This window comes from Streptomyces seoulensis (genome assembly GCF_022846655.1).
Classification (GTDB): domain Bacteria; phylum Actinomycetota; class Actinomycetes; order Streptomycetales; family Streptomycetaceae; genus Streptomyces.
This window is the reverse complement of the sequence record NZ_AP025667.1, coordinates 1,350,498-1,362,666: the sequence shown is the minus strand read 5'-3', so window position 1 is coordinate 1,362,666 and position 12,169 is coordinate 1,350,498. Positions and strand designations below refer to the sequence as shown.

The following is a 12,169-nucleotide window of genomic DNA, read 5'->3' as shown; positions in this document are numbered from 1 at the left end:
CGGGACCGCCGGGCGGACCGGGGAGTCCCGGCCCGCTCGGCGCGGCGATGACGCGTCTTTCCAGCGCTTGCTAGCGCTTGCCGGACTTGGCGGCCTTCGGCGTCGCCAGACGCGAGCCGCTCCAGTCCTTACCGACGCTGACGCTCTTCGAAGCGGTCAGCCCTGCGGTGGTTGCGGCCTCCGAGATGTCGCTCGGCTCCACGTACCCCGTACGGCCGGTCTTCGGCGTCAGAAGCAGGATGGCGCCGCCCTCTTCGATGTACGTGGTGGCATCCACGAGTACATCGGTGAGGTCTCCGTCGTCATCACGGAACCACAGCACAACGGCGTCGGCCACGTCGTCGTATTCCTCGTCCATCAGGTCGCCTTCGACGGCTTCCTCGATGGCCTCGCGGAGCTCCTGATCGACGTCCTCGTCGTAGCCGATCTCCTGGACCACCTGTCCGGGCTGGAACCCCAGCCTGGCGGCAGGGTTCGTCCGCTCCTCCGCGTGGTCCGCGGTCGCGCTCACGGGTTGCCTCCTGATCATGTCTTGGTGAATAACTGAGCCACGCGCGTGCGCGAAGCATTGGCCGTAGTCCACACGGGCGGGGCGGATCGCGCAAGTACCCGGCCGTCCTGACCGCCGAAACGGTGACGTTCCGGGCCGCTTCGCCGCCTCCCCTGGCACCGTATCCCGTTTCCGCGGGAACCACATCACACCGATGTGCCCCTTATATGCCCTTCGGAATCATCCGCCGTTACGCCCATCGAACAACTTTGCCATGCCCGTCACACCGCGGGCGTATCGTTGCGTTTTGGCCCGGTGACGAACGGGTGCCCGGTCGGGGGACGCGGGGGAACGAAGAGAACGAGTGGATGACGTACGCCTTCCCCAGGTACACGATGGGGAACGGTGTAGGCACGAGAAGCGGTGGCCTTCCGACAGGCCGCCGCGACAGGTCCCTCCGACAGGTAAGGAACAGCGTGGCTTCCGGTTCCGATCGCAACCCGATCATCATTGGCGGCCTTCCGAGTCAGGTTCCTGACTTCGATCCCGAGGAAACGCAGGAGTGGCTCGACTCCCTCGACGCCGCCGTGGACGAGCGCGGCCGGGAGCGGGCCAGGTATCTCATGCTGCGGCTGATCGAGCGGGCCCGCGAGAAGCGCGTGGCCGTGCCCGAGATGCGCAGCACGGACTACGTCAACACGATCCCCACCAAGAGCGAGCCGTTCTTCCCCGGCAACGAGGAGATCGAGCGCCGCATCCTCAACGCGACCCGCTGGAACGCGGCCGTGATGGTCTCGCGCGCCCAGCGCCCCGGCATCGGCGTCGGCGGCCACATCGCCACGTTCGCCTCCTCGGCCTCCCTGTACGACGTGGGCTTCAACCACTTCTTCCGGGGCAAGGACGGCGGCGACGGCGGCGACCAGGTCTTCTTCCAGGGCCATGCCTCGCCGGGCATCTACGCCCGCGCGTATCTGCTCGACCGGCTCACCGAGACCCAGTTGGACGGCTTCCGGCAGGAGAAGTCGAAGTACCCGGACGGGCTGTCCAGCTACCCCCACCCGCGCTCGATGCCGGACTTCTGGGAGTTCCCGACCGTCTCCATGGGCCTCGGCCCGCTCGGCGCGATCTACCAGGCCCGGATGAACCGGTACATGGAGGCGCGCGGCATCGCCGACACCTCCGGCTCCCACGTGTGGGCGTTCCTCGGTGACGGCGAGATGGACGAGCCGGAGTCGCTGGGCCAGTTGTCCATCGCCGCCCGTGAGGGGCTGGACAACCTGACCTTCGTGGTCAACTGCAACCTCCAGCGGCTCGACGGCCCGGTGCGCGGCAACGGCAAGATCATCCAGGAGCTGGAATCGCAGTTCCGGGGCGCCGGCTGGAACGTGATCAAGCTGGTGTGGGACCGGAGCTGGGACCCGCTGCTGGCCCAGGACCGGGACGGCGTGCTGGTCAACCGGATGAACACCACCCCGGACGGCCAGTACCAGACGTACGCCACCGAGTCCGGCGCCTACATCCGGGACCACTTCTTCGGTGACGACCACCGGCTGCGCGCCATGGTCGAGAACATGACCGACGACCAGGTCCTGCACCTGGGCCGCGGCGGCCACGACCACCGCAAGATCTACGCGGCGTTCAAGGCGGCCAAGGAGCACAAGGGCCAGCCGACGGTCATCCTGGCCAAGACGGTCAAGGGCTGGACGCTGGGCCCCAACTTCGAGGGCCGCAACGCCACCCACCAGATGAAGAAGCTGACGGTCGACGACCTCAAGGGCTTCCGCGACCGGCTGCACCTGCCGATCACCGACAAGGAGCTGGAGTCCGGCGCACCGCCGTACTACCACCCCGGCCGGGACTCGGAGGAGATGCAGTACATGCACGACCGGCGCAAGTCGCTCGGGGGCTACGTCCCGACGCGCGTCGTGCGCTCGAAGCCGCTCGCCCTGCCCGACGAGAAGGCGTACGCGAGTGTGAAGAAGGGGTCTGGCCAGCAGTCCATCGCCACGACGATGGCGTTCGTGCGGCTGCTGAAGGACCTCATGCGGGACAAGGAGATCGGCAAGCGGTTCGTGCTGATCGCGCCGGACGAGTACCGCACGTTCGGCATGGACTCCTTCTTCCCGAGCGCGAAGATCTACAACCCGCTCGGCCAGCAGTACGAGTCGGTGGACCGGGAGCTGCTGCTCGCCTACAAGGAGTCCCCCACGGGCCAGATGCTGCACGACGGCATCTCCGAGGCGGGCTGCACGGCCTCGCTGATCGCGGCGGGCTCGGCCTACGCCACCCACGGCGAGCCGCTGATCCCGGTGTACGTCTTCTACTCGATGTTCGGTTTCCAGCGCACCGGAGACCAGTTCTGGCAGATGGCCGACCAGCTCTCGCGCGGATTCGTCCTGGGCGCGACCGCCGGCCGCACGACCCTGACCGGTGAGGGCCTCCAGCACGCGGACGGCCACTCCCAGCTCCTCGCCTCCACCAACCCGGCCTGCGTGGCCTACGACCCGGCGTACGGGTACGAGATCGCGCACATCGTGGAGGACGGGCTGCGCAGGATGTACGGCGGCCCCGACGAGAATCCCGGGCACCCGCACGGCGAGGACGTCTTCTACTACCTCACCGTCTACAACGAGCCCATCCAGCACCCGGCCGAGCCGGCCGGCGTGGACGTCGAGGGCATCCTCAAGGGCGTCCACCGGCTGAGCGAGGGCACGGACGGCTCGATCCCGGCGCAGATCATGGCGTCCGGTGTCGCGGTGCCGTGGGCGCTGGAGGCGCAGCGGATCCTCGCCGACGAGTGGAACGTCAAGGCCGACGTCTGGTCCGCGACCTCCTGGAGCGAGCTGCGCCGTGAGGCGGTGGCCTGCGAGGAGCACAACCTGCTGCACCCCGAGGAGGAGCAGCGGGTGCCGTTCGTGACGCGGAAGCTCGGCGAGGCCGAGGGGCCGTTCGTGGCGGTGTCCGACTGGATGCGGTCGGTGCCGGACCAGATCGCGCGCTGGGTGCCGGGGCCCTACCAGTCGTTGGGCGCGGACGGGTTCGGGTTCGCGGACACGCGCGGGGCGGCGCGGCGGTTCTTCCACATCGACGCGCAGTCGATCGTGGTGGCCGTGCTGACCGAGCTGGCCAAGGAGGGGAAGGTCGACCGGTCCGCGCTGAAGCAGGCCATCGACCGGTACCAGTTGCTGGACGTGAAGGCCGCCGCGCCCGGTGCGGCCGGAGGCGACGCGTAGCGCCGCACGGCCTGGACGTGGCCGCGCGATCACCGTTCTTGCCTCGGTGATCGCGCGGCCTCGGGTCCGTCGCGGGCTTGTCGCGCGGTTCCCCGCGCCTCTCACAAGCCGCCGGGTCTCAGATGTGGCCCACTCCCGCGCCCGCCTCCGCGTTGACGCCTCGGCGGGTCAGGAGGGCCACCAGGATGGCGACCGCCGCCACGCCCGCCGCCACCAGGGAGGCGAGGCTCATGCCGGAGATGAAGGTGTCGTGGGCGACGTCGGTGACCTTGGCGACGATCGCCGGGGGCATCTGCTTCGTCACCGGGGCCACACCTACCTGGACGGCCTGGGACGCCTGGTCGAGCTGAGCGGGGGTCAGCGGGGGCAGGCCCGCGCCGGTCCAGTTGCCCGCGAGGTCGTTGTCGACCTTGGAGGCCATCACGGCGCCCAGTACGGCGGTGCCGAGGCTGCCGCCGATCTGCATGGCCGCCTGCTGGAGTCCGCCCGCCACACCGGAGAGCGCCATGGGGGCGTTGCCGACGATGACCTCGGTGGCGCCCACCATGACCGGGGCGAGACCCAGGCCGAGCAGGGCGAACCAGATCGACATGGTGGCGCTGCCGGTGTCCGCCTTGAGCGTGGACATGCCGTACATGGCGACGGCGGTGAGCGTCATGCCGCCCGCGAGCGGGACGCGCGGGCCCAGCTTGGTGATGGCGAGGCCAGCCAGCGGGGAGCCGACGATCATCATGCCGGTGAGCGGGAGCAGGTGCAGACCGGCGTCGATCGGGCTGAGCCCGTGCACGTTCTGCAGGTAGAAGGTGACGAAGAACAGGCCGCCCATGAAGGCGATGGCCATGAGCACCATCAGCACCACGCCCGCCGACAGCGGGACCGAGCGGAACAGGGTCAGCGGGATCAGCGGTTCGGCGACCTTCGTCTCCCACCAGGCGAAGGCCACGAAGAGCAGCGCCGAGGCGCCGATGAAGCCCCAGGTCCGGCCGTCGCCCCAGCCCCACGCCGGGGCCTTGATCAGCGCCCAGACCAGGCAGAACATGGCGCCGGAGAGCAGCGCGATGCCGAGCAGGTCGAAGGAGCGCGGGGCGTTCTCCGCGCGGTGGTCGAGCAGGATCAGCGTGCCGAGCAGCAGGGCGAGCAGGCCGACGGGCACGTTGATGAAGAACACCGACTGCCAGTTGACGTGCTGGACCAGCACACCGCCGAGGATCGGGCCGCCGGCGGTGGAGGCGCCGATGACCATGCCCCAGATGCCGATCGCCATGTTGAGCTTCTCGGCCGGGAAGGTGGCCCGCAGCAGGCCGAGCGCGGCCGGCATCAGCAGCGCGCCGAACAGGCCCTGGAGGACCCGGAAGGTGACGACCATCGGGATGCTGTCGGACAGGCCGATGGCGCCGGAGGCCAGCGCGAAGCCGGTCACGCCGATGAGGAAGGTCTGCCGGTGGCCGAAGCGGTCGCCGAGCTTGCCCGCGGTGATCAGGGCGACCGCGAGGGCGAGGAAGTAGGCGTTGGTGATCCACTGCACGTCGGAGAAGCTCGCGTGCAGGTCCTTGGCGATGGCCGGGTTGGCGATGGCCACGATGGTGCCGTCGAGGGCCACCATCATGACGCCCACGGCGACGGTGATCAGGGTGAACCAGGGATGGCCGCGCAGGCCCGCTGAGGCGGGCGGCGACACGTCGGTGGGTGACCCGTCCTCCGGTCCCGTCTTGTCGATGGTGGTCTGACTAGTCATGTAATGAGGCTAGTGACAGTCGCTGACAGTTGACAAACGGATTCACCAGTCGGTGACTGACACATGACCGCCGTTCGCCTGAGCGCATAGGCTGATCTGGAAGGACGTACAGGGAGAGGCCATGGAGACGCTGCGCGAGCGCAAGAAGCGGCGTACCCGCGAGGCGCTGGTGCGCGCCGCCCTCGAGCTGTTCACCACCCAGGGGTACGAGCACACCACCGTCGACGAGATCGCCGAGGCCGTCGACGTCTCGCAGCGCACCTTCTTCCGCTACTTCGCGGGCAAGGAGGACGCCGCCTTCGCCGTGCAGGAGATGACCGAGGCGCACTTCGTGGCCGCCGTACGCGCCCGGCCGGCGGACGAACCGCCGATGGAGGCGCTGCGGCAGGCGGTCCTGGAGGGCTGGGACGACATACGGGAGACCGTCGAGTCGGTGGTCCCGGTCGAGCTGTACCTGCGCATGTACCGCATGATCGAGTCGACGCCGGCGCTGCTCGCCGCGCATCTGCGCCGTTCGGCGGCGACCGAGCAGACCATCGCCCGGCTGCTCGCGGAGCGCGAGGGGGTCGACGTGGACGCCGACCCGCGCCCGCGGCTCGCCGTGGCCGTGTTCGCCGGGGTGATACGGGTCACCGAGCGCCAGTGGAGCACGGGCGACGACTTCAGCCTTTCGGCCATCCGGGGGCTCACGGCGGCGTACCTCGACCAGGTGGGCCCGGCGCTGACGGGGAACTGGCGCGCGGCCTGAAATCGTTGGCGGATCACGGGAGATCGTTTAGAAAGATCGTCCGTGGACCGGCCCCCGGCACACGAAACGTGATCCCTGCCACTCGATTGCCCCGAGACCCTTCCGTTCTCCTAGTGTGTCCTCCCAGTGACTTCCTTCGGCACCTCTCCCCAGCTCAACGTATGGCGCGCACTGCTGGCGCTGGCCGTCGTGTTCGTGATGCTCGCGACCACCGGCTGGACCGCCCTGCACACCCACCGCGAGTCGACCGCGCTGCGGTCCTCCCTCTCCCAGTGGGTGCGCGACAGCGTGCACGGCAAGCCCCTCCCGGACCCGGCGAAGACCGCCCCGGACGGGCTCGCCCGCTTCTTCGGCTCGCTCACCGCCCACGACCGCCACGACCTGGCGAAGCGCTACCCGCTGGCGGTGGGCAACATGAACGGCGCCCCCGTCGCCCTGCGCTACGAGGCCAACCGGGTGGCGCTGGAGCGGGCGCGGGACGTGGAGTCGCGGCGCATGCACGACAACCGGCTCAGTACCGCCGGCCACCAGGACGCAGCCCGTCGGCTGCACCGCTACGAGGCCCTGATGCGGCCCGAGCGGCACATCCTCGCCTTCGACCCCGAGGGTTCCGGCCGGATCGCCGAGGTCTTCGGTGACCTGCGCCGCGCCGAGCGGATCTCCGTGGTGGTGCCCGGCGTCGACACCGACCTGCTCACCTTCGAGAAGTCCTACCGCCAGTACAGCGCCCCGGTCGGCATGGCCAAGGCGCTCTACTCGGCGGAGCGGCAGGCCGCGCCCTCGACCCGTACCGCCGTGATCGCGTGGGCCGACTACACCGCGCCCGCCGGGCTCGGCGTGGACGCGGCGACCGCGATGCGCGCGGCGGACGGCGCCATCCGGCTGAACGCGCTGCTGCGCGGGCTGCCCGGCCGGGCCGAGGTGTCGATGTTCTGCCACAGCTACGGCTCCGTGGTCTGCGGGGTCGCCGCGCCCGGCATGCCCCGCCTGGTCAGCGACATCGCCGTGGCCGCGAGCCCCGGCATGCGGGTGGCCAAGGCCGCCCATCTGAACCGCACCGCCCGTGTGTGGGCGATGCGGGACGCCACCGACTGGGTGCAGGACGTGCCGTATCTGGAGGTCGGCGGGCTCGGCCACGGCGCCGACCCGGTGTCCGGCGCGTTCGGCGCACGGGTGCTGTCCTCGCGCGACGCGCAGGGCCACGCCGGTTATTTCCAGCCGGGTACGGACAGCCTGCGCAATCTCGCCGAGGTCGGCGTGGGGGCGTACGGCGCGGTGACGTGCGCCCGCGGGGACGAGGCGTGCCGGGCCGGAGTGCCTGACGCGCCCGCCGCGGGACGCGCGTAGAAACAGCAGGAAGTGCGGTCCGCGCGGGTGGCGACGGAGGGACATGTGCCGCATACGATGAGCCGCATGGGTGACGTACTGGCGGGTATTCATGCCGTCTGGGAGTTCGACTCCGACTCCGTGCTCATCCGCTACGAGCGGGGGATACGCACACCGAAACTCTTCCAGGCACTCGGTGAACGGCGAGTACCGCTCGCCGCGCTGGAGGGCGTGAGCCTGACCGAGGGCAGACGGGGGACGGTCGTGCTGCGGCTCCAGCCGCGCGCCGGAGCCGACCCGCTGCTGGAGGCGGCGGCGGGCCAACTGCCCGAGGGCCTGGACCCGTACCGGCTGGTGCTGCCCGCCGAGCGGGAGACCCTGGCCGAGTACTACGCCGACGAACTGAAGGCCGGGCTGACCGGGTCCGGTCCCGCCGACCGGTATCTGATCGAGGCACCCGAGGCGCCGCTCCGCTTCAAGGCGTACGACGGGAAGGCGTCCTTCGACGGCACCTCGGTGCGTTTCCGCTGGTCGTGGACGGGTGCGTCCTCCGCGAAGTGGAAGGCGGGCGACCAGCGGTTCGCGGTCGCGGACCTCGGCGGGGTGGAGTGGCGCTCACCGGAGGCGTTCGAGGGGTATCTGCGGCTGCTGCCGAACGACCTCGCGGGCGCGGCTCCCCCGGTGCCGCCCGACCAGGACGCGGCGACCGTGGTCTTCGGGCTCGGGTACGGGCCGGTGCACGAGTCGCTGCCGTTCGCGGCGGCGGTCCTCGCGGCCGTGCGGACCCGAGGGGCGGTACCGGCCGTGCCGGCGGCCCCGGCCGCGCCCCGGCGGGACCCGGCCGACATCGCCGAGCGCATCCGCCACCTCGGTGAGCTGCACCAGGCCGGTCTGGTGACCGACGAGGAGTTCTCCGCCAAGAAGGCCGAGCTGCTGGCGGAGCTGTAGGGCCCCGCTTTCCCTACCGCTCCCGGCCCGCCGAGGTGAACGTCATGTCGGCGTACCGGTCCCCCGCGACGCGCCCGGCGATCGGCTCCAGCAGGGCCAGCTCCTCCCCGGTGAGGACGAGGTGCGCGGCTCCGGCGTTCTCGGTGACCCGGTCCGCCTTGCGGGTGCCGGGGATGGGCACGACCGCGAGGCCGTGCACCGCCGCCCGCTGGTGCACCCAGGCCAGCGCGACCTGGCCGAGGGTCGCCCCGTGCGCCTCGGCCACCTGGCGCACCGGCTCCAGCAGGGCCGCGTTGGCGCTCGCGTTGTCGCCGGTGAAGCGGGGCTGGGACCGGCGGAAGTCGTCGGCCGTCAGCTCCTTGGCGGCGTCGGTGAAGGCGCCGGTGAGGAAGCCACGGCCCAGCGGGGAGTACGGCACCAGGCCGACGCCCAGTTCGCGGGCGGCCGGGACCACCTGGGCCTCGATGTCCCGGCTGAACAGCGACCACTCGGACTGCACGGCCGCGACCGGGTGGACGGCGTGCGCGGCGCGCAGCTCGGCGGCCGTGACCTCGCTCAGCCCCAGGTACTTCACCTTGCCCTCGCGCACCAGGTCGGCCATGACTCCGACGGTCTCCTCGATGGGCACGTCCACATCGCGGCGGTGCATGTAATAGAGGTCGATCACGTCGACGTCGAGCCGCTTGAGGCTGTCCTCGACCGCCTGACGGATGTACGGGGCGTCGTTGCGGATGATCCGCTTGCTGGGGTCGTCCGGCGGGATGGACAGCGCGAACTTGGTGGCGATCACCACGTCGTCGCGGTGGGCCTTGAAGAAGGGGGCGAGGAACCGCTCGTTCTCCCCGGCGCCGTAGGCGTCCGCCGTGTCGTACAGCGTGACGCCGAGGTCGAAGGCGCGCTCCAGCGCGGCCCGTGACTGCTCGGCGTCGGCCGGGCCGTAGCCGAAGCTCATGCCCATGCAGCCGAGGCCCTGGACGCTGGTCTCCGGGCCGGTCCCGCCCAGGCGTACGGCCGGGAGTGTGCGGTCGGTCATCGGGAGGTCCCCTCCGTGGCGTAGAAACCGATCTTCAGGTCGAGCACCGCGAGCGTGTCCCGCAGTTCGTCGATCCGGGCGAGCACGTCCCGGCGGGTCGACTCCAGCAGCCCGCGCCGCTCGTCGTAGGTGCTCTCCCCCTGCCGCACCAGCTCGGCGTACCGGACCATGTCGGCGACCGGCATGCCGGTGAGGCGCAGCTTGGTGACGAAGACCAGCCAGTCCAGATCGCGGTTGGTGTAGCGGCGCTGGCCGGTGTGCGAGCGGTCGACGTGCGGCATCAGGCCGATCCGCTCGTACCAGCGCAGGGTGTGCGCGGTCAGTCCGGTGAAGGCGACGACCTCACTGATCGTGTACCGGTCCTGGCCGTCGGGCCGGGGATGGCGCGGCGGGGGGCCGGAGCAGATGTCCTGGCCGGCCGCCTCCGCTTGCGTGGTCTGCATCACCGTCATGCCCTCAACGCTATGGCCTTCGAGCGCACTCCAAGCAAGCGGTATCAGGCAGAAATGGCCAGGACGGGGGCCGGGGCCGGACGCTAGCGTGCCCGGCATGAGTCTCGTACGCCGGGCCCTGCCCGAGGATGCGCGGGAAGTGCTCCGCCTGCGCCAGGTGATGATCGACTCCGTCTCCGGAGGAGGTGACGCGGGGACCTGGCACGAGGAGTCCCTGCCCGGCCTGCGGGCCCGCCTCGCCGACCCGGACGGCACGTTCGCCGCCTTCGTGGTGGACCACCCGGAGCGGCCGGGGGCGCTGGCCGCGCTCGCGGCGGGGACCGTGGAGTACCGGATCGGGCGCGAGACCAACCCGCACGGCACGGTCGGCTTCGTCTTCAGCGTCGCCACCGACCCCGGCACCCGCCGCCGGGGCTACTCCCGCGCGTGCATGGACGAGCTGCTGGCGTGGTTCCGCGAGCGGGGCGCCCGGCAGATCCAGTTGACCGCCTCCGCCGACGCCCGCCCGCTGTACGAGGCGCTGGGGTTCAAGCCCAAACCGGACCCCTTGATGGAGCTGCGGCTGTGACCCGCATAGGCTCCCTGACATGTCGTTGCAGAGCCTGGCACTGATCGAGAACTGGCCCGTCCCCACCGCCGCGGCGGGCGTCGTACGAGCCGACGGCACGGTGCTGGGCACCCACGGCCCGGCCGGCCACCGCTTCCCGCTGGCCTCGGTGACCAAGCCACTGGCCGCCTACGCGGCGCTCGTCGCGTACGAGGAGGGTGCCGTCGAGCTGGACGAGCCCGCCGGGCCGCCCGGTGCCACGGTGCGCCATCTGCTGGCGCACACCTCCGGGCTCGCCTTCGACGAGCACCGCACCATGTCCGCGCCGGGCGAGCGGCGGCTGTACTCCAACGCCGGTTTCGAGCAGCTCGGCGACCACATCGCCAAGGTCACCGGCATCCCCTTCGCCGAGTACCTGCGCCAGGCGGTGCTGGAGCCGCTGGGCATGACCTCGACCTCCCTGGAGGGCTCGCCCGCCAAGGACGGGATCTCCACGGTGGCCGATCTGCTGCGCTTCGCGGCCGAGCTCCAGGCGCCGCGCCTGCTGGACCCCAGGACGGTCGCGGAGGCGATGACCGTGCAGTATCCGGGGACCAAGGGCGTGCTGCCGGGGTACGGGCACCAGAACCCCAACGACTGGGGCCTGGGCTTCGAGATCCGGGGCGCCAAGTCACCGCACTGGACCGGGAGTTCGTCCTCCCCGCGCACCTTCGGCCACTTCGGCCAGTCCGGCACCTTCCTCTGGGCCGACCCGGACGCGCAGGTCGCCGCCGTCGCCCTCGCCGACCGGCCCTTCGGCCCCTGGGCCGTGGAGGCGTGGCCGGTGTTCACGGACGCGGTGCTGGCGGAGGTACGCGGCTGAGCCAGGGCCTTTCTTCCGGATCACAGGCCCTAGGGACCCATCTCCCACAGCAGCAGCTCGGCCGCCGTCACGCCCACCGCCGCGAGCCCCTCGGCGCCGGTGATCCGCGCCGAGTCGCCGGGCCCGAGCGTCTCCCCGGCGAGCCGGACCTCACCGCGCACCACGTGGACGTAGAGGTGCGCGGCGTCCGGCACCGCCGTCCACTCCCCCGCCGCCGGGCGCCGGACGTGCAGCATCGCGCCGGCCCCGGGGAGGGCGTACGGGGTGGAGTCGGCGATGCCGGGCACGACCTCGTAGGACGGCTCGCCGCCGGGCTCGAGCGGAGCCAGCCACATCTGCACGAAGGTCAGCGGGGCCGTGCCGTCGTTGCGCTCGATGTGCCTGACCCCCGCGGCCGCGCTCAGGTGCTGGACGTCCCCGGGGCGCACCACGCTCTCGTGCCCGGCGGAGTCGCGGTGGGTCAGCTCGCCCTCGACGACCCAGGTGACGATCTCGGTGTGGCTGTGCGGGTGCTCGCCGAAGCCGGCGCCGGGCGCGAGCCGCTCCTCGTTGCAGGCGATCACCGCGCCGAAACGCAGGTTGCCGGGGTCGTAGTGCGGCCCGAACGAGAAGGCGTGCCGGGAGTCGATGCCCGCCTCCGGGTCTCCTCCGTGGTAACGCTCAGCGGCGCGCCGTACCTCCATCACGGACCCCACGGTAGTGCCCGCGGCGCCCGTGCCGCAGGCATGTACCAGCCGGGTACGGAAGCCCGGTACGGACCCGGCGGCGCATGCCCGCGTCCCGATAAGGCAGTCT

General features: G+C 71.2%; 11 protein-coding genes. 6 read left to right on the top strand and 5 right to left on the bottom strand.

From position 1 onward, the window contains the following. Positions 1 to 70: 70 nt before the first annotated feature. Positions 71 to 511, bottom strand: a complete 441-nt coding sequence (locus tag HEK131_RS06245; RefSeq protein WP_018545328.1) for a DUF3052 domain-containing protein — start codon at positions 509 to 511, stop codon at positions 71 to 73. Positions 512 to 966: 455 nt separating this feature from the next. Between HEK131_RS06245 and aceE the strand changes: the two genes are divergently transcribed. After that, complete coding sequence (gene aceE, locus HEK131_RS06240; RefSeq protein ID WP_244333952.1) at positions 967 to 3,723, top strand: pyruvate dehydrogenase (acetyl-transferring), homodimeric type; 2,757 nt, start codon at positions 967 to 969, stop codon at positions 3,721 to 3,723. A 118-nt stretch (positions 3,724 to 3,841) separates the two neighbouring features. Here the strand turns inward: aceE and HEK131_RS06235 are convergent, their stop codons facing one another. Further along, positions 3,842 to 5,458 (bottom strand): MFS transporter, encoded by a 1,617-nt coding sequence (locus HEK131_RS06235; protein ID WP_244333949.1) that lies wholly within the window; start codon positions 5,456 to 5,458, stop codon positions 3,842 to 3,844. Positions 5,459 to 5,579: 121 nt separating this feature from the next. Here HEK131_RS06235 and HEK131_RS06230 point away from each other — a divergent pair, with 121 nt between their 5' ends. The 3 genes from HEK131_RS06230 to HEK131_RS06220 all read left to right on the top strand — a co-directional run bounded on the left by HEK131_RS06230 (position 5,580) and on the right by HEK131_RS06220 (position 8,480). After that, positions 5,580 to 6,206, top strand: coding sequence for a TetR family transcriptional regulator (locus HEK131_RS06230; protein WP_217462796.1), 627 nt, complete (start codon positions 5,580 to 5,582; stop codon positions 6,204 to 6,206). 126 nt (positions 6,207 to 6,332) lie between these two features. Beyond that, positions 6,333 to 7,553: an alpha/beta hydrolase gene (locus HEK131_RS06225; protein ID WP_244333948.1), complete on the top strand. Its 1,221-nt coding sequence runs from the start codon at positions 6,333 to 6,335 to the stop codon at positions 7,551 to 7,553. A 66-nt stretch (positions 7,554 to 7,619) separates the two neighbouring features. Then, positions 7,620 to 8,480: a DUF4429 domain-containing protein gene (locus HEK131_RS06220; RefSeq protein ID WP_217462794.1), complete on the top strand. Its 861-nt coding sequence runs from the start codon at positions 7,620 to 7,622 to the stop codon at positions 8,478 to 8,480. Positions 8,481 to 8,493: 13 nt separating this feature from the next. Here the strand turns inward: HEK131_RS06220 and HEK131_RS06215 are convergent, their stop codons facing one another. Both HEK131_RS06215 and HEK131_RS06210 read right to left on the bottom strand, forming a co-directional pair. Continuing rightward, a complete protein-coding gene (locus HEK131_RS06215; RefSeq protein WP_244333947.1) occupies positions 8,494 to 9,513 on the bottom strand; it encodes an aldo/keto reductase in 1,020 nt (339 codons plus the stop codon). Further along, positions 9,510 to 9,965, bottom strand: a complete 456-nt coding sequence (locus HEK131_RS06210) for a MerR family transcriptional regulator (RefSeq protein ID WP_217462792.1) — start codon at positions 9,963 to 9,965, stop codon at positions 9,510 to 9,512. The genes HEK131_RS06215 and HEK131_RS06210 overlap by 4 nt, the downstream gene beginning before the upstream one ends. Positions 9,966 to 10,062: 97 nt before the next feature. On the opposite strand from HEK131_RS06210, the gene HEK131_RS06205 reads away from it, so the two are divergent. Both HEK131_RS06205 and HEK131_RS06200 read left to right on the top strand, forming a co-directional pair. Then, positions 10,063 to 10,533 carry a GNAT family N-acetyltransferase gene (locus HEK131_RS06205; RefSeq protein WP_244333945.1) on the top strand — a complete coding sequence of 157 codons (471 nt, stop codon included), beginning with the start codon at positions 10,063 to 10,065 and terminating at the stop codon, positions 10,531 to 10,533. Positions 10,534 to 10,552: 19 nt separating this feature from the next. Beyond that, complete coding sequence (locus tag HEK131_RS06200) at positions 10,553 to 11,374, top strand: serine hydrolase domain-containing protein (RefSeq protein WP_244333943.1); 822 nt, start codon at positions 10,553 to 10,555, stop codon at positions 11,372 to 11,374. A gap of 29 nt (positions 11,375 to 11,403) precedes the next feature. Here HEK131_RS06200 and HEK131_RS06195 read toward each other — a convergent pair whose 3' ends face one another. Next, positions 11,404 to 12,057 carry a pirin family protein gene (locus HEK131_RS06195; protein WP_244451952.1) on the bottom strand — a complete coding sequence of 218 codons (654 nt, stop codon included), beginning with the start codon at positions 12,055 to 12,057 and terminating at the stop codon, positions 11,404 to 11,406. Positions 12,058 to 12,169: the final 112 nt, after the last annotated feature.

Bases quoted from the DNA above. Each gene is read 5' to 3' on its own strand.
- HEK131_RS06195 (WP_244451952.1), bottom strand. From the start codon at position 12,057: ATGGAGGTACGGCGCGCCGCTGAGCGTTACCACGGAGGAGACCCGGAG.
- HEK131_RS06230 (WP_217462796.1), top strand. From the start codon at position 5,580: ATGGAGACGCTGCGCGAGCGCAAGAAGCGGCGTACCCGCGAGGCGCTG.
- HEK131_RS06200 (WP_244333943.1), top strand. From the start codon at position 10,553: ATGTCGTTGCAGAGCCTGGCACTGATCGAGAACTGGCCCGTCCCCACC.
- HEK131_RS06215 (WP_244333947.1), bottom strand. From the start codon at position 9,513: ATGACCGACCGCACACTCCCGGCCGTACGCCTGGGCGGGACCGGCCCG.
- HEK131_RS06210 (WP_217462792.1), bottom strand. From the start codon at position 9,965: ATGACGGTGATGCAGACCACGCAAGCGGAGGCGGCCGGCCAGGACATC.
- HEK131_RS06220 (WP_217462794.1), top strand. From the start codon at position 7,620: ATGGGTGACGTACTGGCGGGTATTCATGCCGTCTGGGAGTTCGACTCC.
- HEK131_RS06205 (WP_244333945.1), top strand. From the start codon at position 10,063: ATGAGTCTCGTACGCCGGGCCCTGCCCGAGGATGCGCGGGAAGTGCTC.
- HEK131_RS06235 (WP_244333949.1), bottom strand. From the start codon at position 5,458: ATGACTAGTCAGACCACCATCGACAAGACGGGACCGGAGGACGGGTCA.